Origin of the sequence: Nostoc sp. CmiVER01 (assembly GCF_034531135.2) — a bacterium.
In the GTDB taxonomy this organism is placed as follows: domain Bacteria; phylum Cyanobacteriota; class Cyanobacteriia; order Cyanobacteriales; family Nostocaceae; genus Nostoc.
In genome coordinates, this window is record NZ_JAVRBU020000010.1 from 84,028 (window position 1) to 103,017 (window position 18,990).

Annotated in this window: 24 protein-coding genes; 9 read left to right on the forward strand and 15 right to left on the reverse strand. The window is 40.7% G+C overall.

Going from position 1 to position 18,990, the window contains the following annotated elements; all coding sequences use genetic code 11:
- Window positions 1-10 precede the first annotated feature (10 nt).
- Entirely contained in the window at window positions 11-967 is a 957-nt protein-coding gene (locus RMZ43_RS18330; RefSeq protein ID WP_428850826.1) for a cytosolic protein, read from the forward strand.
- A 101-nt stretch (window positions 968-1,068) separates the two neighbouring features.
- On the opposite strand, the gene RMZ43_RS18335 is transcribed toward RMZ43_RS18330, so the two are convergent.
- From RMZ43_RS18335 to RMZ43_RS18365, 7 genes are all read right to left on the reverse strand, one after another.
- On the reverse strand, window positions 1,069-1,641 hold the full coding sequence (locus RMZ43_RS18335) for an MT-A70 family methyltransferase (protein ID WP_428850827.1): 573 nt from the start codon (window positions 1,639-1,641) through the stop codon (window positions 1,069-1,071).
- Window positions 1,642-1,671: 30 nt separating this feature from the next.
- Window positions 1,672-2,286, reverse strand: coding sequence for a hypothetical protein (locus RMZ43_RS18340; RefSeq protein ID WP_428850828.1), 615 nt, complete (start codon window positions 2,284-2,286; stop codon window positions 1,672-1,674).
- Window positions 2,287-2,482: 196 nt separating this feature from the next.
- The gene (locus RMZ43_RS18345) at window positions 2,483-3,289 is read right to left on the reverse strand and encodes a KilA-N domain-containing protein (RefSeq protein WP_428850829.1); all 807 of its coding nucleotides are present in this window, start codon (window positions 3,287-3,289) and stop codon (window positions 2,483-2,485) included.
- Window positions 3,290-3,328: 39 nt separating this feature from the next.
- Window positions 3,329-3,787 carry a DUF1392 domain-containing protein gene (locus RMZ43_RS18350; protein ID WP_428850830.1) on the reverse strand — a complete coding sequence of 153 codons (459 nt, stop codon included), beginning with the start codon at window positions 3,785-3,787 and terminating at the stop codon, window positions 3,329-3,331.
- Between the two features lie 33 nt (window positions 3,788-3,820).
- Complete coding sequence (locus tag RMZ43_RS18355; RefSeq protein WP_428850831.1) at window positions 3,821-4,024, reverse strand: hypothetical protein; 204 nt, start codon at window positions 4,022-4,024, stop codon at window positions 3,821-3,823.
- The gene (locus RMZ43_RS18360) at window positions 4,017-4,343 is read right to left on the reverse strand and encodes a hypothetical protein (RefSeq protein WP_428850832.1); all 327 of its coding nucleotides are present in this window, start codon (window positions 4,341-4,343) and stop codon (window positions 4,017-4,019) included. The genes RMZ43_RS18355 and RMZ43_RS18360 overlap by 8 nt, the downstream gene beginning before the upstream one ends.
- A gap of 88 nt (window positions 4,344-4,431) precedes the next feature.
- On the reverse strand, window positions 4,432-5,331 hold the full coding sequence (locus tag RMZ43_RS18365; protein ID WP_428850833.1) for a hypothetical protein: 900 nt from the start codon (window positions 5,329-5,331) through the stop codon (window positions 4,432-4,434).
- Window positions 5,332-5,535: 204 nt separating this feature from the next.
- Between RMZ43_RS18365 and RMZ43_RS18370 the strand changes: the two genes are divergently transcribed.
- On the forward strand, window positions 5,536-5,748 hold the full coding sequence (locus RMZ43_RS18370) for a helix-turn-helix domain-containing protein (protein ID WP_190734108.1): 213 nt from the start codon (window positions 5,536-5,538) through the stop codon (window positions 5,746-5,748).
- A 220-nt stretch (window positions 5,749-5,968) separates the two neighbouring features.
- Complete coding sequence (locus RMZ43_RS18375; RefSeq protein WP_428850834.1) at window positions 5,969-6,091, forward strand: hypothetical protein; 123 nt, start codon at window positions 5,969-5,971, stop codon at window positions 6,089-6,091.
- A 125-nt stretch (window positions 6,092-6,216) separates the two neighbouring features.
- On the opposite strand, the gene RMZ43_RS18380 is transcribed toward RMZ43_RS18375, so the two are convergent.
- The 4 genes from RMZ43_RS18380 to RMZ43_RS18395 form a co-directional block, all read right to left on the reverse strand.
- Window positions 6,217-6,426: a hypothetical protein gene (locus RMZ43_RS18380; protein WP_428850835.1), complete on the reverse strand. Its 210-nt coding sequence runs from the start codon at window positions 6,424-6,426 to the stop codon at window positions 6,217-6,219.
- Between the two features lie 166 nt (window positions 6,427-6,592).
- Window positions 6,593-6,970: a hypothetical protein gene (locus RMZ43_RS18385; protein WP_428850836.1), complete on the reverse strand. Its 378-nt coding sequence runs from the start codon at window positions 6,968-6,970 to the stop codon at window positions 6,593-6,595.
- A gap of 30 nt (window positions 6,971-7,000) precedes the next feature.
- Window positions 7,001-7,912 (reverse strand): IS982 family transposase, encoded by a 912-nt coding sequence (locus RMZ43_RS18390; protein WP_428850837.1) that lies wholly within the window; start codon window positions 7,910-7,912, stop codon window positions 7,001-7,003.
- A 236-nt stretch (window positions 7,913-8,148) separates the two neighbouring features.
- A complete protein-coding gene (locus RMZ43_RS18395) occupies window positions 8,149-9,339 on the reverse strand; it encodes an FAD-dependent oxidoreductase (RefSeq protein WP_428850838.1) in 1,191 nt (396 codons plus the stop codon).
- 686 nt (window positions 9,340-10,025) lie between these two features.
- Here RMZ43_RS18395 and RMZ43_RS18400 point away from each other — a divergent pair.
- The 4 genes from RMZ43_RS18400 to RMZ43_RS18415 all read left to right on the forward strand — a co-directional run bounded on the left by RMZ43_RS18400 (window position 10,026) and on the right by RMZ43_RS18415 (window position 14,117).
- Window positions 10,026-10,574: a (2Fe-2S)-binding protein gene (locus tag RMZ43_RS18400; protein WP_428850839.1), complete on the forward strand. Its 549-nt coding sequence runs from the start codon at window positions 10,026-10,028 to the stop codon at window positions 10,572-10,574.
- Window positions 10,561-11,538, forward strand: coding sequence for an FAD binding domain-containing protein (locus tag RMZ43_RS18405; RefSeq protein WP_428850840.1), 978 nt, complete (start codon window positions 10,561-10,563; stop codon window positions 11,536-11,538). Before RMZ43_RS18400 ends, RMZ43_RS18405 begins: the two co-directional genes overlap by 14 nt.
- Window positions 11,535-13,724: a xanthine dehydrogenase family protein molybdopterin-binding subunit gene (locus RMZ43_RS18410; RefSeq protein WP_428850841.1), complete on the forward strand. Its 2,190-nt coding sequence runs from the start codon at window positions 11,535-11,537 to the stop codon at window positions 13,722-13,724. The genes RMZ43_RS18405 and RMZ43_RS18410 overlap by 4 nt, the downstream gene beginning before the upstream one ends.
- Window positions 13,725-13,967: 243 nt before the next feature.
- A complete protein-coding gene (locus tag RMZ43_RS18415; RefSeq protein WP_428850842.1) occupies window positions 13,968-14,117 on the forward strand; it encodes a hypothetical protein in 150 nt (49 codons plus the stop codon).
- 49 nt (window positions 14,118-14,166) lie between these two features.
- Here the strand turns inward: RMZ43_RS18415 and RMZ43_RS18420 are convergent, their stop codons facing one another.
- Both RMZ43_RS18420 and RMZ43_RS18425 read right to left on the reverse strand, forming a co-directional pair.
- Entirely contained in the window at window positions 14,167-14,550 is a 384-nt protein-coding gene (locus RMZ43_RS18420) for a type II toxin-antitoxin system VapC family toxin (protein WP_428850843.1), read from the reverse strand.
- Window positions 14,547-14,744: a hypothetical protein gene (locus tag RMZ43_RS18425; RefSeq protein ID WP_100902070.1), complete on the reverse strand. Its 198-nt coding sequence runs from the start codon at window positions 14,742-14,744 to the stop codon at window positions 14,547-14,549. Before RMZ43_RS18425 ends, RMZ43_RS18420 begins: the two co-directional genes overlap by 4 nt.
- 138 nt (window positions 14,745-14,882) lie before the next feature.
- Between RMZ43_RS18425 and RMZ43_RS18430 the strand changes: the two genes are divergently transcribed.
- A complete protein-coding gene (locus RMZ43_RS18430; protein ID WP_428850844.1) occupies window positions 14,883-15,308 on the forward strand; it encodes a hypothetical protein in 426 nt (141 codons plus the stop codon).
- Window positions 15,309-15,510: 202 nt separating this feature from the next.
- On the opposite strand, the gene RMZ43_RS18435 is transcribed toward RMZ43_RS18430, so the two are convergent.
- Window positions 15,511-16,974 carry an ISLre2 family transposase gene (locus RMZ43_RS18435; RefSeq protein ID WP_428850845.1) on the reverse strand — a complete coding sequence of 488 codons (1,464 nt, stop codon included), beginning with the start codon at window positions 16,972-16,974 and terminating at the stop codon, window positions 15,511-15,513.
- A gap of 233 nt (window positions 16,975-17,207) precedes the next feature.
- On the opposite strand from RMZ43_RS18435, the gene RMZ43_RS18440 reads away from it, so the two are divergent.
- Entirely contained in the window at window positions 17,208-17,768 is a 561-nt protein-coding gene (locus tag RMZ43_RS18440) for a hypothetical protein (protein WP_428850846.1), read from the forward strand.
- An 885-nt stretch (window positions 17,769-18,653) separates the two neighbouring features.
- On the opposite strand, the gene RMZ43_RS18445 is transcribed toward RMZ43_RS18440, so the two are convergent.
- Window positions 18,654-18,848: a hypothetical protein gene (locus RMZ43_RS18445; RefSeq protein WP_428850847.1), complete on the reverse strand. Its 195-nt coding sequence runs from the start codon at window positions 18,846-18,848 to the stop codon at window positions 18,654-18,656.
- Window positions 18,849-18,990 lie beyond the last annotated feature (142 nt).

An 18,990-nucleotide genomic window follows, 5' to 3' on the forward strand; every position in this document is an offset into this window, starting at 1 on the left:
ACATTTGAAAATGGCAAATAAAACACCTCTTACTGAATACGATTCTCCTTGGAAGCAGATACTACAGTTGTATTTCAAAGATTTCATGTTGTTCTTTTTTCCCCAAGCGCACAGTGAAATTGATTGGAGTAGAGGTTTTGATTTTCTTGATCAGGAGTTACAGCAAGTAGTCCGTGATGCGGAGTTAGGAAAGCGATTAATTGACAAATTGGTGAAAATTTACTGCATTGGGGGTGAAGAGTCTTGGCTATTGATCCATGTCGAAGTTCAAAGCCAAGAAGAAACAGATTTTCCAAAACGTATGTTTGTTTATAACTATCGAATTTTTGACCGTTATGATCGCTCTGTTGCATCATGCGCGGTACTGGGAGATGAAAACTTCAACTGGCGACCAAATCAATTTGGTTATGAATTGTTTGGCTGTACGGTTGATTTTCAGTTTCCTGTAATTAAGCTGCTAGACTATCAACAAAGGTTCTTGGAGCTAGAAGCCAGTCGTAATCCGTTTGCTACGGTGGTCATGGCTCATTTGGCAGCAATACAAACCCGTGGTGACAGGTTACAACGCAAGCAGCAGAAATTAGCTTTAGCGCGTAGGTTGTACGAGCAGGGGTTTGAGCGTGAAGCTATTCTGAATTTGTTAGGTTTTATTGATTGGATGTTGACATTACCATTAGATTTAGAACGAGAATTTAAAAGGGAAGTAGAACAACTGGAGGCGCAACAATCTATGCAGTACATGACATCATTTGAGCGAATTGCCAGAATGGAATCTTTATTAGAAGGGATTGCAGTTGGTTTAAAACTAAAATTTGGTACTGAGGGTTTAAGCCTATTACCAGAAATTTCCACAATTGAAGATGTCGAGCAATTAAGAGCAGTTCTTACAGGACTAGAGACGGCTAGTAACTTAGAACAATTGCGCTCCTTGTATCAGCCAACAACCGACGCTCCCATAGAAAATTAGTATTTAAGAGCTTGGTATTGGATTTTCCAGATGAGCGTAGACTTTTAGTGCCTAAATTATTCCTTAGTTAGGCAGTTAAGGAAATATCTTGCTGACTCTGCTCAACAGGCTTGATCAAACTTCAGAGCCTCATCACCCCAACAATCCCAGCCAACTCTAGACGAACGTGCGAACATTTCCAGCTTGGTCATATTAGGACACAGCTTTTCTACAAGTTCAAAAAACTGTTCGGGCTTACGTGAATGCTCACGCCTGGGAGAGTGCAGGATGGTGGACTCGTTTGTGAGTGTTCGTCCAGAGAAAGCTTTGACATTCCCACGAACAGCCAAAGCGCAATGTTCGGTCGAGTTTCGCAGCCAATGACCAACACCTAGATGTGTTTTAGTGCCATCTTTGGTGACTTTTTCCCAAGTCAAAATAGTCTTGAGTTCAAATCCCCATGTTTGCAAGCATTGAGCAGCTTCTACCATGTGATTATTTGTGTACCAAAGCCAAAGAACTGACCCAGTGGGATGGCTTAAGTCTGGAACAGGAAGTGACAGTATTTCTTCTATGTGCATTGGCTTGTAGTTAATGCGGTTTCGGTGAGTTTTATCCTGATTTCTCAACCGATAGAACCAGGGAGGGTCAATCACGATGCACTGGTATTGACCTTCTAATATTGTTAGTCTCATGTTTAACTCCTGTTATTTTTAATGTTAGTTTCAGACTTGTTCTGAAAATTCGATGTGGCTTAAAGTTTGGAGTTCAACAGCGAGTCCACTTAAGAAATTTTGGAGTTCGACTGTTGCCAATTCTTTGGATATCTCTTTTTCTGATGTGTAAATAAGTTGCTTAAAATTCCCCAAGTAAGCTTCTGTAAGAGTCAAGTTTTGCTCTGTGTCAGTTAACAGAGTCAAAGTAAATCTTCCCAGTTTGCAGAAGTAATACTGACGGTGATCACAAGGGTTGCCTTGATGCCAAGTAATATAAGGTTTTGAATCAATATGAGCGCTAATAGATTCAAAATCAACGTGGAAAATGTTCATCTCGGTTAGCATTTCGCCACTGTTATAGCGGTCTGTTATATGCTGCTTAATTGCTGTTACTGCTAAACCGTCAGGAATATTAAAAACAAGTCGCAAGTGACAAGTCGCAAGTCGCAAGTAAGTTTTGTAATGGGAATTTAGACCCCGCAAACACTTGCGGCTTGATAGAAGCCGGGGACTTAAACCCACCGAATTTTGTTCTTCACTTGCGACTTGCGACTTGCGAGTTGCGACTTGGTTAATGTGAGCTTCCGATGTGATTTTTTCAACTACTGTAACTATGGCTTTCATTGTTGTTACTCTAGAGATGCAATGAGTGTTTTAGTGTGGCGGTTGTTACTTATAAAAGTGATAATCGCTTTTATTTTGACTGTTGGAAATCCTGGAATTACTAGACTTTCTCCATCTGTGCAGCATTTGCAAAATCAGCCATACTTATAAAAAATGATGTCAAGATATTGCTAGTTGCTTGACTAAATTTGCTAACTCAATTTACTTCCTGAAATAACTGCGTCACGCTTGTCAGCCATCGCAGCTGAAATACAGTCTGGTTTGAACCTTTGGCTACTGCTGAAACCATCCGCCCCCATTGCTTACCTGAGTCGGTTGGGCGGTAGGGAATTTTTTTATCATTAGTACGGTACTGTAAACCCGCATGGACTAACCAGTTGTTTACAGCTACTGCACTCATTCCAACTTTCTCACCAATATCTGTAGGCTTGAGATATGCATCATCGCTGACGTTGGTGCAAGCGATCGCAGTCTTGAGTTCATCGGCTGCTGGCTTGAGTGCGGGGTTGACTCTGGTGGCGGCGTTAACAGCTAACTGCGCGGTGAGGGATTTCTCTAATCCGGCAAATTCACCCACCAGCAGGGCTAACTGTGCAGCTTCATGGGATGGGACTAATTTATGTGGTGATTCTTGCTGTTGTACTGGCTCTACTTGGGTTGTGAGCATTACTTTCATTAAGGTTCTGTTAGCCCAGATGCGGAACTCTACAGACACCCACCGAGCTAAATCAATGGCGATTTCTGGATGAACCCAAGTGCCTTGGGAGTTAGCGCGTCCAGATATTTCGATTACAAGTGACGATATGGGGATTCCCATATCGTAGCTAAGAGCTTGCAAATACTCGGTTGTAGACTTAAGCCTAACGTAATCAGCCAATAATTTCTTATTAGCTTTAGCCATCTGGGTTGCATTCACGTAGCCCTTTGGGATACTGTATTTACCTATTTCCCCATCTTGGGGCATTTGCTGAATTTCTGAGTTGCGCCATGAGTGTGTCAACATAATTCATTACCTGTTTATTGAACAAAATAGTGAACTGATTCAGGCATTTATTCGCACTAAACTTTTTTCACCGACCAGCGAAAAGCGATTAAGTATAGTAGGTGTTTCGCTCAATGTTGGCGATACCAACTCGACAAGATAAAACCAGGATTTGTCTACAAGTACAACCCCTAGAATCAGGCGTTGTTTTGTGTTATCTCCATAAGAACAAAGGATTACTTTCTGCCCTAAAACGAAAACAGGTTTTTGCACGCTGATGGTTTCTAATTGCCCAGTACCGATGATTTGGTATTCTGTAGCATGGACAATTTCATCACCACAGATGACTGTATAAAGCCAACATTCATGTTTCCACTGCACACCAGAGCAATAGCCGAATGTTCTGGTAGTTTTCAGGTAGACTCTTTCTAATAAATTGACCTCAACAGGCGGGATTGTTTGACCCCAAGGTGGGGAAATATACCAACTGGTTTTCAGAGCGTTAACGTAGTCAATCATGTTTCTCTCGTTAATTTCAATAAGGTCAACAACCTAAAAATCCTCGGCAATCTCCAACAAAAAGCCCCGCCCTGTGTTCTGCACTTGCACTAGTTCTTTATCCAGCAGAGTTTGAATAACTGAATCTGAGAATTGGAATTGCAAACGATGCAGAGGAACACAACCGCCACAAAACTGAAGCACATGCAGTAAATGATTAGCCCTGCGGTCAAACTCGTTGTTTGCTTCCTTAGCCATTGTTTGCACCCTTAGTTAATACGGTTAACTGTCGGTTAAGAATGTTTATCTGCTGTTGATAAAAGTCAATCTCTGCGGTAATTTGCGTGAACAATTCTTGTGGAGATAGCGGTTGGATTTGATTCTCTTGCAAGTACGATATCTCGTCAGAATTCTTATTAGGCATCAGTACATAACGCCATCCCTCATCAAATTCATTAGCCAGTTCTGTACCAGAGGGATAGTAGTAAAGTCCAAGAATCGTGCCTTGTTGTGTACGCTGATCCAAAGCAAAGCGAAGGTAGCCCCAGTGTTGTGGGATTGATATTGTGGGTTGCATAGTGATTGATGAATGAATTATTAGGGGAAGGGGGAAAGGGCAATATCAATTCCCAATTCGCAATTAAACTGCGAATTGGGAATTGGAATTACGCTGCTACCAGTTCCAAGTACGGCTCATATTCCCGTAACCGTTCCCAGTCCTGGGAGGTCAGTTCATCAACAGGGCGGTCTAAAAACTGCTCACAGTTAGCTACTTCTGCATTTAGTAACTGCTGTAATTCGTCAGTAGTCAGCTGTTGCAATGGGCGATGCTGCAAGTATTCAGGAGTGGGTTCAGTTGCAAATGAAGTATCTGCCATCGACAGCGTTCGCACAGCATCAAGCACGGAGTTAGAATACTGCTGCTGGACTGAATAACGCCTCTTCACCCACCAGTTCCCGTCAGTGCATCCGACTTGCCCCAGTTTCACGCCCTTGTTGTTGTAAATGCCATCATCGAGAACTTCAAACCCGTAATTCTGGCACTCGTTGAAGATATGCGCCATAATTCGGTTTTCGGTCGTGGGGGGTGTTGCTTCTTTATCCTGCACAGGTAATGAACCGTCTTTGTAGTGAGTGCAGATGAAGCGATCGCAACGCATTAGAGTGTTGGCACGAAATACTTCTTTATCGTTAATCATGACTACCCAACGTTGTGTTAAGTGGTCATCCTCATGGCTGATGGTGGCTATCAGCTGATTACCAGCGTAATATTCGTGGTGGTCAAAAGAGATTTCAACTATCGTCAGTTCTTCAGGAGCGATCGCTTGGGCTTGGTTGGTGATGTACCTGTCAAGTTCGGCTTGGGCTGTGGTTTGTTCGTCAAGGGCAGCCTGGGCGATTTTCTGAGCTTGGGTGGATTGATAATCAACGATGGCACTAATCCAGGCATCCTTACAGCGTTTGTCGTTTACTTCAACTGTGCAGGCGATTTCGCTGTAGATTTGCTTGAGTCGGGCAATGGATTTCAGTTGCAGCTGTTGATGGCTGTAGATTTGGTATGTCATGATTGATAAAGTCTTAATGGACATAGAGAAGCGCTTCAGATTGGTAGTCGGGCGCTTTCTCTATTTTTATTATCTAACCGTTTAGATTAGTTATCAATCATTACGATTAGAATATTGATATATCGGTTAGTAAAAGCTAATCTAGGTTTAGATTCCATCCGTTAAAGGGTAATTTTAAAGATGCAGTGCAGCGCATTATTCCCAATGACGATTAAGTGGAACTTGGCCTATCTCATGCTTGAACGTGATATTAAAACTGGAGAACTGGCAGAAATTACAGGACTTCATCCAAACACAATTTCAAAGCTAAAGGCATACCGTGATATGCCCAAGAGATTGGATAGAGAAACACTTAATCAACTTTGTAAAGCACTCAACTGTAATCCAGGCGATTTATTGAAGTTCGAGCCAGATTAAAATATGCAAAGCTAAGTAGTGAAACAAAATTAATTACACAAAATTCAGACATGGAACCCTTATCTAGGCTAGAAACTCTTATGTAAATAATTCTGTGCGGTTACTTAGCAATACCTACTTAGACTAGGCAAGCACTAGATAACCACATTTTAAAGCTGACTAGATTTGTGCCACTGTCGCAGTAAGCATTGGGGCAAACACAAGGAGGTGTAAGTTAGATATGGTGATACCAATAGAAGAATCAATGCCGATCAAGTGGCGCTTGGCTGTATTAATGGCTGATAGAGAAATCGACTATAAAAAGCTTGCCCAGATGACAGGAGGGAGCAATGCGATTTTGTGAGGTCGGCTAAAAAGGGTGCGATCGCTAATCCGATTCCTCAATAAAAAATATATATTAATTAAGCTGAGTTCGGGTTAATTTTCGGATGAGAGCATTCCTATAATGAATGACAATTAACTATTAACTTATGCATTCCAGAACGGCTCACCATCAGCAACGCCAACAGCCGAGCCGATTGTGGAGACTAGCTGATTGTAGAACGAGCCAGCGCAATTCATGCCTTGCCGCAGCTTCAGCTTTAGCCCCTTCCATCCAAGAATCGCAATATTTTCTGGGGTATGTGGTGCTGTGTCACTGAGTGGTGTTGCAAAGACTATATTATTAGTGCCTGACACCACTTCAGTATTGTGGGATATGGACAGTGATGTTGTGTCAGTTACTGGTGTAATTGTAAGTAAGTTGGTGCAATAAAATCAAACTATGTAAACAAAAGTAAATAAGGCTCAAACTCTTTCTCCCCCTGCTCCCTGCCTTATTACAACAATAATTATTTACACCAACCTACTTAGTTATATTATTCCTGACTGACACCAACTCATTTTGAAATAATTCATCTCGATTTAACCACTGTCCAAAAATCGAATCACGCTGATCATCAACAGGCACAAACCGATAGACGCACTCCCGATTTTCACGCTTACCCAACCGACCAACGTAATCGAGTTTCAAATCAATTTTGGCAAGTAATTTTTGTGCGATCGCTATCGGAGTAAGTTTTTCCGAGATAGTAACATTCAAGTAATTCTTGATAACATACCGATGCTTTAGTGCCAGTGCTTTAAATTCCTGCATTGCCTCGTCAGAAGAGCGTAACCGAACGCCTGGTGTGAGAAACTGCAACAGATTCAGTTCTTCTAACAACAGCACCGATGGCAACATCTGCCCCTTGTTAACGTGAGTTCGACAGAACTAAAAAATGGCAGGAGGTAGTGCAGGTAAATCTTGTGGATGAATGTCAATTGACGGTTTTTTGGGCAAATAACTATAAGCAACTAAACCAGCTATCAAGTTAACCAAAAAGTTAAATGGACTACGATGACGAGAGTGTTCTATTTGACATATATTTTTCAGGTGGTCATAAACGGACTCAATGACAGCACGTTTGCGTAACAAAATTTTATCAATCAGTTTCACCAAACGGTTTTTCATTTTCTTTTTGGATTTGGTCACTAATTGTAAGCCTCGCTCATATAACTCCTCAAATAACTTTTGAGAGATATATCCTCTGTCACCAAACAGCTTACCAATTAAGTCTTTAGTCATGTCTGGCACTGGCTTGCGGTCATCTACGTTGGCAGGAGTTAATTTAAATGCCAGCAATTCGCCCTGGTCATTAATTATCAAATGAAGTTTAAATCCAAAGTGCCAACCGACAGAGTTCTTGCCCCAATTTACCAATCCTTTAAATACTTTATGTGCATGAGCGCGGCAATTATGGCACACATTAATCGGAGTTGAATCAATAAAACTAATTCCCGTAATTTCTCCTGTTCTTGTATGCAAAAAACAGCACAACAGCATTAAGCACCACGGCATCAATTCCACAAATCTGTTGTAGCTGACTAGATTGGGAAATGCCCTACGCCAACTAGAAAGTACATGCAATGTGTAAAATTCCTTAAAGGTACGATAACCACTGCCATGAAAAGCGATGACTATTGTCATCACTTCTGATACACACATCCGTGACTGACTGCGACGCTTTCCTATTGTCGATGGTAACTGTGGTATTTGCTGCCATAACTGTTCCCACTGCTTACAGAAGTCATCTACATCACAGAAAATTTGTGTGATGTCGAGCCGAGATACAATGGTAGACATAGCCGAGACTCTCATTTTTGTTTTAGATATTCTGAGTCTCGGCTTTTTTTGTCACTTTTTTACCGATTCTCCATCAATCGTAGCGATCACCTTTTTGTCTGCCCAGTTTTATAAATCCATACATAGCAAGCTTTTTGCCTTTTTAAACCTGTCGAACTCACGTTAATTTAAGTCATCAATCGCCGTTTGCGTTCAAACTATCTGGGACATGAACGTTCTTCATGAGTTCTTAAAATTTAAATTGTTACCGATGGCTTGTAATCATACAGCCATTTATGAAAATCATTATTAAGGCTAATTTGCTGCTCCTGTTGACCGTTAGATACTTCGGTGTTGATATCGTAGTAGCGCATCTCGCCCAAAGCGCTACGAGCTTGGATGATTTTTGTGCGTCCAATGCGACGCTGTTCGTAGGTAGTTAAAGCTTCTTGGAAATTAGTTGAATCAGCAAAACACTCTCGCAGTTCATAAGCATCTTCAAAAGTGGTATTGGCTCCCTGTCCCATCGCTGGTGCCATCGGATGGGCAGCATCGCCTAAGAGAGTGACTCTGTTTTGACTCCATTGATTTAACGGTGGGCGATCACAAATCGGCCCTTCCCAAATTTGCTCGGCTGGTGTCGCTTTGACCACCGCGCGAAAGGATTCATCCCAATCAGCTAATTCATGAAGAATGCGAGATTTCACTTCATCTGCGCTGTGGGAAAGAGAGTAATCAGGCGAGAATTTCCGGCTAATCCAACTGGTATAGCCGCCGCCTACATTCAGCAGGTACATGAACTGTTGATTGCCTTTGACGAAAACTAATTCATAGTCATTAAATAGCTCGTGGTGATACTTGATGACGGCACGCCAACACATACTACCAATATAATTAGGCTTACCCTCACCAAATAAAGTTTCTCTGATTACAGAGTTAACGCCATCAGCCCCAATCAGCAAATCTGCATACACTGATTTTTCGCCATCCAAATGAATTTCCACACCGTTTTCATTTTGCTCAAAGCCGATACAGCGATGATTGAGATGAATGATGTCAGATGGTAATTTCGATGCTAAGACTTGCTGTAGACGATACCACCAAATAGTCAATAATGGCTGTCCATATTGCTCTAAATATGTAGTTGCATTAGTACGGATTGTTTCTCCCCAAATATTCTTTAAGACCGTATGGTGAACCTCACATCCTGAAGTTTTAAGGGTTTCGACAATTCCCGGTGCGATCGCATCTAGACAACTCAACCCATTAGGAGCTAGCCCTAGTCCAGTTCCAACGGGACGAAACTCTTGGGCTTTTTCGTATACTTGAACATCTATACCTTGGCTTTTCAGCGCTATAGCAGAAGCCAACCCGCCTAGACCAGCACCGACAATAGCAACTTTCTCTACTATTGGTTTGGATAATTTCTGAGTTAGATTTGTGTTCATATTGGAAATCAAAATATCCTCACAAATATATGTCTTTTCTCCATGCCTAAAGACATCTTCACGTTTGAGCTAGCTTCACAGTTGTTATCTTGACTGCTAAGTACTTTTTTAGTCAATCTTCCTTAAGAATCAACTCTGAATGATTGTTCTAATTAGTTCTTATCAGCTTTGCGGTTGCTAGTAGTAATAAAAATTATACGTAGTTAGGATTTTTTACAAATCTGACAAACTCTTGTAAATTCACCAAAAGTCCTTGTCCAAAAAGTTAGCTCTTCATGTCCTTCATGAAAACTAAGATAGAAGAATTTATCAAGCTAATCGACCAAGCGTCTGACATTGCCGAACAGACGCTTAAAGGCAAACCTGAGTTTTCAGAACTTTAAATAATGCGATCGCTGCTACAATCTATTGAAACCAAGACACTAAACGATTAGCTTGAACCATTGGGAGGAACTTAAACTCTTGGTTTAGCTCATGGAGTAGCAGATTGGATTGAACCGTTAGATTCGCCATTATTAAAAGCTGTAGTGCAATAGAGGAATATTACCAAAAGAACCTCTAAATTGCCTGTCTAGGCTATTTCCTTGAATATTATGTCAGCGAAACAGTGCTGAGTAATAATTCTTATTTTTAACTCAGTACTGTTTGATTGAAAGTAATGAATGTAATTAGTATATACATGAAACATGAAAGAAAATTCCTTAGTCCCAGTAACTTCAGACCCTCTTAGCCAGGAAGTGAAAATATTCGGTTCAGAGGAAGGAGAATTATTGTTGAATGTCAATAATATATCCTGCTCACTGAAGCTAGAACCTCGCGTTACTTTACTCGATGCACTGCGGGAAAAGCTAGGTTTGATGGGTACTAAAAAAGCTTGTGATCGCGGCGAATGTGGAGCTTGTACTGTATTAGTTGATAATCGGCGAATCAACTCTTGTATGACTCTCGCAGTAATGCACATCGGTAGTGAAATTACCACAATTGAAGGATTAGCACAAGATGGCAAACTCCACCCCATGCAAACAGCCTTTATTACCCATGATGCTTTTCAATGTGGATACTGCACTTCGGGTCAAATTGTATCAGCCGTAGGGATGATATTAGAAGAATCACCAAAATCTGAGGCAGAAATTCGAGAAAAGATGAGTGGAAACCTTTGTCGTTGTGGAGCATACCCAAATATTATTGCAGCGATTCAGGATGTGTTGGAGGAAATGGAAAATGCAGCCATTTAGTTATGCTAAAGTTACTTCCCAAGATGCTGCGCTCACAACAGTTAATCAAGACGCAAATGCTGCATTTATTGCAGGTGGCACAGATTTACTGGGATTGATGAAAGATGGAGTCCAAACAGCGAATATATTAGTCGATATTAATAGTTTACCCTTAACAGATATTGAATCTCTTGCTAATGGAATCCGTATTGGTGCTATCTCTCGGATGAGTGATGTGGCAAAGCATCCCCAAATTCAAGAATGTTATCCAGTAATTAGCCAAGCATTGTTACAAAGTGCTTCACCGCAACTGCGAAATATGGCAACAGTAGGCGGTAATTTACTGCAACGAGTCCGTTGTGGCTACTTTCGCGATCCGGTTTTTGCTTGTAATAAACGCACTCCAGGTTTAGGTTGTGCTGCAATTTCTGGATACAATCGGATGCACGCTATTTTCGGGGTGAGTGAAGATTGTATTGCTGTTCATCCCTCAGATTTAGCTGTGGCATTGACAGCATTAGATGCAGTGATTTACATTCAAGGGCTAGAAAAAGCCCGTCGCATTTCAATTCACGATTTTTATCTCTTACCAGGTGAAACACCAGAAAAAGAAACTCTATTACAGCCTGGAGAATTAATTGTTGCCATTGAAATTCCAGATTTTGCATATAAGTCCTATTATTTAAAAGTCCGAGATCGAGCTTCCTACGAATTTGCTCTTGTTTCTGTAGCTGTTGCCGTAGAGGTAGAACAAGACATGATTAAATCAGCACGCATCGCTTTTGGGGGAGTAGCACCCAAACCTTGGCGTGGTTGGGAAGTTGAAGAATTTCTCAAAGGTAAAACAATTAACGCAGCTACCTTTACAGCCGTAGGAGAAATAGCCGTTAAAAAAGCGAAACCGCAAACACACAATGAATTCAAAATTGAATTAGTTAAACGCGCTTTGGTACGTGCGCTTTCAGTTCTGACAGAAAAATTATGAATAAAATTATCGGTAAACCACTTGATCGCGTTGATGGGAGACTCAAAGTTACCGGAGAAGCACCTTACACAGCCGATGTGCCAATAAAGAATTTAACTTATGGAGTGATTTTTCAAAGCGCCATCGCAAGCGGTAAAATTATCCAAATAGACATATCCGCAGCCATAACCGTCCCTGGTGTGCTAGATATCGTTACCTACCAACAAACCCCATCTCTACTGAAAATACCCTTCTTTGCCCCTCAACAACCCCCGCCAACCGAAAAAGACAATAATATTTACTATGATGGTCAGCATCTAGGGATTGTAATTGCCCAAACTCTAGAACAAGCTGAAACCGCAGCTTCTAGGGTAAAAATTATCTACCAAGAAGCTGCTCCCACAATCACAGTGGCACACGCAGAGATATTTGAACCCGAATCAATATTTTTTGGCATGATGCCAAGTAAAATTACCAGAGGGGATGTTGAAGTAGGGAAAACTCAAGCAAATGTGGTGGTAGAGCAGGACTATACCACGCCAATGGAACATCATAATCCCCTAGAACCTTCTGGAACGATCGCAATATGGGAAGGGGATAATTTGACGCTGTATGAAACCACTCAGGGCATTTCGGCAACCCAAAAAGCGATCGCATCTGTACTGAATATTCCGCAAGAGAATGTGCGCGTTATCTCCAAATATTTAGGCGGAGGATTTGGTTGTAAGGCGCTGTTGCGATCACATACAATCTTAGCTGCCATCGCATCTCGTCAAGTAAAACGCCCTGTAAAAGTTGTGCTAACGCGATCGCAAATGTACACCTCTTGCGGACACAGATCGCAAACTCAACAGCAGCTAACGTTAGGTGCAACCAAGGAAGGCAAATTAACCGTCATCAATCACATTGGCACATCCAAAACTTCCCTCTTTGATGACTTCGTGGAACCTGTTGGCGTAGCCACAACGATGATGTACGCCTGTCCTAATTTGGAAATTAAATACCGTTTGGCACGCATCAATACTGGTACACCAACTTTTATGCGTGGTCCAGGAGAAGCGACGGGAATGTTTGCCCTAGAGTCGGCAATGGACGAATTAGCTTATGCCTTAAATATTGACCCCATTGAACTAAGATTAATAAATCATGCAGATATCGAGCCGCATAAAGGATTACCTTGGTCAAGTAAATCCTTGAAACAATGTTACCAAAAAGGGGCAGAAATTTTTGGTTGGTTACAACGCAACTCAATGCCCCGTTCTATGCGAGATAATCATTTCCTGATTGGTTGGGGAATGGCAAGTGCGACATTTCCCAGTAACTCTAGAACTGCATCAGTCAAAGTAAAAATTTTTGCTAGTGGAGAAGTGAAGGTACAAAGTGGTACTCAAGACATCGGTACAGGTACTTATACAGTTATGACGCAGGTAGCTGCTGAAGTATTAGGCTTACCAGTGCAGTTTGAATTAGGTGATAGCAATTTTCCGAAAGCGCCCATCACAGGTAACTCAATCACCGTTGGTAGTGTTTCTCCTGTGGTACATCAAGCAGCGATCGCTGCACGGGATAAAATAATTCAAATGGCGATCAAAGATCCAAATTCTCTGCTTTATACATCTCAAGCAGAAGATATTATCGTTGAGTCAGGGCAAATATTTTTAAAACAAGACCCATCGAAGCGAGACAGTTACACCGATATTTTACATCGTCACGGTTTAGAGAATTTAGAAGTTACAGAGGAATCCTCACTCAATCCAGAAAGTGAAGAATACGCCAAACACTCATTTGGTGCGATCTTTGTCGAAGTTGCAGTCGATGAATTATTGGGAGAAATCAAAATTAGACGTTGCGTAGGCGTTTATGATGCAGGGCAAATTCTTAACTTCAAGACAGCGCGGAGTCAAGTTTTAGGAGGGATTACATGGGGAATTGGTATGGCGCTGATGGAGAAAACTGTAATAGATGCCAATCAGGGCAGAATAGTTGGTGCTAACCTTTCCGATTACCTGATTCCCGTTCACGCAGATATCCCCAACATGGAAGTGCAATTCATTGAAGAACACGACCCTTATGTGAATGCACTAGGAACCAAAAGCCTGGGGGAACTTCCGATTGTTGGGGTAGCGGCTGCCATATCTAACGCAGTTTATCATGCCACAGGTAAGCGAATTCGTGATTTACCCATCACGCCAGATAAGTTACTGTGAATAGGTTTGTAATTACAATACCTTAGCCAAAATAAGAGGATTAAAAGAAAGGACTGATATAATAGAGTTATTGTTTTTAATACCTTAGCCAATTTCAGTAAACTGAAAAGTTCTGCGTTCGCGTTCGCGGATCATTAGACAGCTACGAATGCGATCGCTCACTGACATATCGCAATCAATACCCCTTTTATTAAATAGCTTGAAAGTCTTTCTCCACAAGGCTTGTTGGGGCTGATGGTGAAAATGCAGCTTGGGCTAGACAGCGTTGGCTCTTCTGTCGGTGTTGCTGATGGTGAACCGTTCTGGAATGGGTATTTGGGGCAATGGCAGGTTTGGGTTAAGTTTGGAGGCGGGTGTACGTCTGTGGTGTGCGATTGGTTAATGGCGGTGTAGAGATCGAATAGACCGTCGTAGACATCGCTCTGACCAAATTCTCCCTACCTTATTTAATAAAAGGATTTTGAATTTTTAGTTCAGCAATCCCTTGAAAATCATTAGCATTTCTTGTAACCAAAAATGCGTCTTTATGTAGTGCAGTAGCAGCAATAATTGCATCAGGAAGCTTAATTTTATACTGTCGTTTCAATTGGATTGTCTGCTCTTCAATCTCCCTTAACAAAGGAACTGAGTAAAACTGGGATAGTAAATCTCTGATCGCTTGCTCTTCTTCTTTCTCTAAGCCTGCAAAACTTAATAATTCTATGTGGATAATCGGTGAGATCAGAACTTCGTGCAAATTGAGAAATTCTTCTGTAAAAAATGAATTAACTGTTGATTCATCCGCAAGATAATAAATAAAAATATTTGTATCATATACGTATTTCATCCGTCCCACTCCTGACGTACAGCATCTAAATGAGCCAACATGGCTTCTTTTTTATGCTTTAAAAGCCCTTTAGCTTGAGAAACTTTTTTATAGTTTTTTTCCCAATCTAACAGCATTGATTCTGGTATATCTACTGTAATTGAATCTTCATCTTGATATATCAGATAATGTTTTGGTATTTTTATTATTGGCACAGTTAGATTCTCTTATTTCTCAGATTTATTGGTTTGATTATAACGAATTTATTTTAATTATTATCAAAATTGATGACTGTCAATAAATCTCTACTCTGTTTAATTCATGAACCCAATTTATAAAAGAAGTGAGTGAACGTGATCGCTTGGCCATTTGCACGCTCCTGGAGTAATCATTCTACCGCGTGGTTGATGCGTCATCGGCTGGGACTCAGGGCTGTGCTGATGTCTATGATGGCTGGGGTTGAGATTAAAGGCGACGAGCCGATGATTCAGGCTTTGGCTGAGTTTTCCAAACGCAATGCCTCTCACGTTAAAGGTATTCTCAATCTGACCATTCCGCTATTGGAGTCTCCAGTGTGGATTTTGGGGCAATTCCTCTGGCAACTGGGTTTGTCTACTGAGTCACGGCGACCACTCTTAGATGGGCAGAGGGTTCGATATTATCGGCTCAATACTCAAGATGTCGAGTTTATCCAGAACGTGCTGGATTATCGGCAGAGGCAACGGCAGGACAGGGAAAGAAAACGCTACGAGGAGCAACAGGGGAGCAACGCGATTTAGTGAGGTTGGGCAAAAAAGGTGCGATCGCTAAAAATTATATTTAAGTACAAAGTAACTTTATTTGCCATTAATATACTGATTGATAGGACAATTTATCTTGATGAGATATCTCAAAAAGATTACTAGCAAGCTCCAATTTTAATTACTTAGTCTTAATTATAGCAGCTAATCAGTTAAGACTAAAATTAAGGTATAAAATTTATCAAGCAGATATAGGCTTGATCAAGGAATTAAAGACAGAATTACAAAAATTATCCCAGCGTCCAGCTATCCATTGACATCGGAGATATAACATAATTTCAGCATTAGTTTTTAACCAAAACTTACTGTTTCCTTTCATACATAAGTTAATGGCTTGACGAATTAAACTTTCAACTGCGCCACTACCAAAAGGGAGTTTTTTAGATGCAACTTCGTTATATTTTAAAAGCCTGCGTCGGTAAGCTTTTAAAATATAATTTCGTTCTCGTACCAAAATTTTACAGCGTTCTCCACTAGCTGATAATATAAATTCACCCATGTTTCTCATTAAATCTAATGTATGACCTTTTCTTAAAAGAGAACGAGCTTTTTTAAACCAACTTTGCCGCTCATTATCTGTATTAAAAGCAGCGTCAGCGAAGGTTTGTAAATGCTCGGCAGCATGATAAAAATCTAATAAGTGATAAGTTTCATGCGGACATTCTAGTTTTTTTAATAAAGGAGGAATATGCTTCCAAATCCATTCAGCACCATCAGCAATTAACAAAACCTGTTTTGCCTGACTAATTCCCAAACGGAACAAATACATCTCTAATATTTCTAAAAATCCTTGATATCCCTCATAAGTCCCATCATTGGTTATAGGAATATCTGATGCTTTAATTTTTTTACCTTGCTCATTCACTACGTAAATAGTTAATAGCTTAGGCTCAATCCATTCTCCTGTAAAGCCTCTACGATTAGTTTTAACCCTACGTCTCCCTTTTTTAGGTATGCGAATACGTGTACGCCCACCATCCACAGCGATTACAACACGTTGGTCTTGAAGAGTATTTAAGTTAGATAAATTACCAGATTTTAAATCATTTAACTTATTATTACGTAAATCTATTCCCAGTTGACCAAAATAATATGTTAGTCGTTCTATTCGTTTTAAGCTAATATTTATTCCCCAATCAATTAGGATTCTACGTGCAGCTTCAAAGGAGCCAGCGATTGCACCATATTGGGCCACCGTTGATAAAACAAGCGGGGTTAAGCCCTCAGCCATTCCTAAATATTTTAAAAATGGGCAAAATCCTTCGCGCAAAGACTTTTTATCTTTATTTGGTTGATAAATACGTTCAACTACATACGGTAGTTTTAAAGTTACTTCTACATTCCCAACTGTTAATATTTGTCGCTTTTTATAACCATGCTTTTGCGTTGTCTTATGCCACCATCCTTGTGTCTGCTGCATTGATTTCTCTAAAAAATATTGAGATTTAGACAGATTATGAAGTAATAAAGCAATACATTCTCCGGCTAAAATTAATGCAGATTCTCGAATCTTGTCCTCACGTAATTTTAAAACTCGTCCATCAAATTCTGATATGTTCGTTAATTCTAAAAGTTTCGTAACTTTTTCTTGAAAGTGTGACAATGATTTGCTGAAATCAAAGGTAGAATATATGTTATTTTTCATTGAGTGTAGGCATTCCCGGTTTTGATGTCAGATATCAAAACCTTTACTCCAAAGGGAATCCTACCTTTTTTTGTCACAAAAAAAACGAGTCTGTCTCAACACTTCAAATTTCAGTAAAACTTTCTATGTAGTAATATCACAAAGTAAGTTATAAATAGTTTAAATATACTTAGAAGGTGTTTTAGCGATCGCACCTTTTTTGCCCAACCTCACCAAATCGCGTTGCTCCCGGTTTGATTCGAGGTTGTGGTGGTGTCGGTGGAGACTTGCCGACACAACAGCCTAAGCATGACTTTACTTGCACAGATAGCAGTGAACTAATTCAATTTACACCTGTTTTTGGGCAAACTACAGAGCCAGGTGATGGAGCAGAAGCTGTACTTGATAAATCAGGTCAAGTCATCGAGTTTCGACAGCAGCGAGGAGGACAGATTCCCAGTAGTGGCTCAGTCTTATCAGCCACGGGTAATGCTGTTGAGTGGTTACGCAATTATGCACAACTAGGCTCAAAGATTGATATTAACACTCGTGTTTTGGCTAATGGATGGGACGTGTCCAGAAGAGATGAGAGTCTGGGAGTCATTAATGGAGGCCCAAGGTTGCTACGAAACGGAAAAATAGATATTACTGCTTTTAGAGAAGGATTTCACTGGCCCGAAAATCCAGCAAGCAACAACTTATTAACCATCCGTCTGATTCTACTGGAGAGCGACCAATTGCTGACGCTATTGTTATCCTGGATAAAATCGATAATCCCAGGCATTAAACAACTCGTTTTGACACTCTACCCTTGAGGGTTGCGGCAGAGGCGGTTGTGTTATCAATGTTGAGATGGATCTCCCGCCTCTGCTATCAAAAATTATTTGAATGTGACTATCTCAAAAAAACTTACTTCCATAGCGTTCCCGCTTCGGGTTGCCGAAGGCATCGCACAGAAGTTACTTGCGAAGATTGATTTGAAACTCGATTATGTCGGTCGGTTGGGTAAGCTCATTAACGATCTATCCCGCCGGAAGCAAGTCCTAGTCCCAATAATTGTATATGATGGGGAGACAACAACAACAATACTGTCAACATAGATACAACGGATGGCAGGGCAAGCCTTTCAGGCGAAGGATGTTGAAAAAATCACTGAGATTTACTTAGTAGCCAGCTTCCTTTTGGTGTTGTACAGTACAAACTCTTGGGTAATAAACTCACCTATTGCAGATAAAAAATCCTGGATAAATGCTAACTCTATTGAGATTGCAATTTATCCAGGATTGTAAAGTATCTATTTATGTCTTGTAAAAACGTAAACTTAGTATTCCCAAAAATTTTGGGATTTGAACATTACATAAAATAAGAAAATAAAATTTGGGGCTAAATGATGAAACCTAGATTTAGTGGAAAGATTAGTGATCGCAAGCTAATAGAAACCTTCAAACAAAGCTCTACAGTTAAAATCTTATCTGGGCATTGCCTGAAGGCTGGGGAAGATTTTCTTGTAGTCCAAGTCACCTGTTGCCCCAAAAAATACCAGTGCGTCTGATATCGTGTCCGGTGAAAGACTTATCACTAAGACCGCAGGGGGCAGGGGGCAGGGGGAAAGAGGGTTTTCCGGTTTCTGCATAGATTACGGTAATTATAACTAATTAACCGGACATGATATGAATCAGGAGTTTCTATGACTAACCTCTTTAAAAATTAGCTTTTTCATCATGCCCGCCAAACTGATAGCGCATGGCTGACAAAAGTTTATCGGCAAAGTTTGCTTGCCCACGAGAGCTAAAACGAGCAAAGAGCACGTAACTTTTCACCAGAGTCACTACAGATTCGTCAATTGCTGCGATCGCACGAAGGGCGCCCTTCGTCAAAATCTGATACACGACCACCAAACTCTTCTAGATTGAGGCTTGTCAATAAGGTAATCGCTGTCAAACAATTGTAGATTTGAGATTGTAGATTTGAGATTGACTGCACCCTGCATAGTGGATGCAGCTTCTCTGATTAAAGAAAAGTAGATTTGAGATTTAT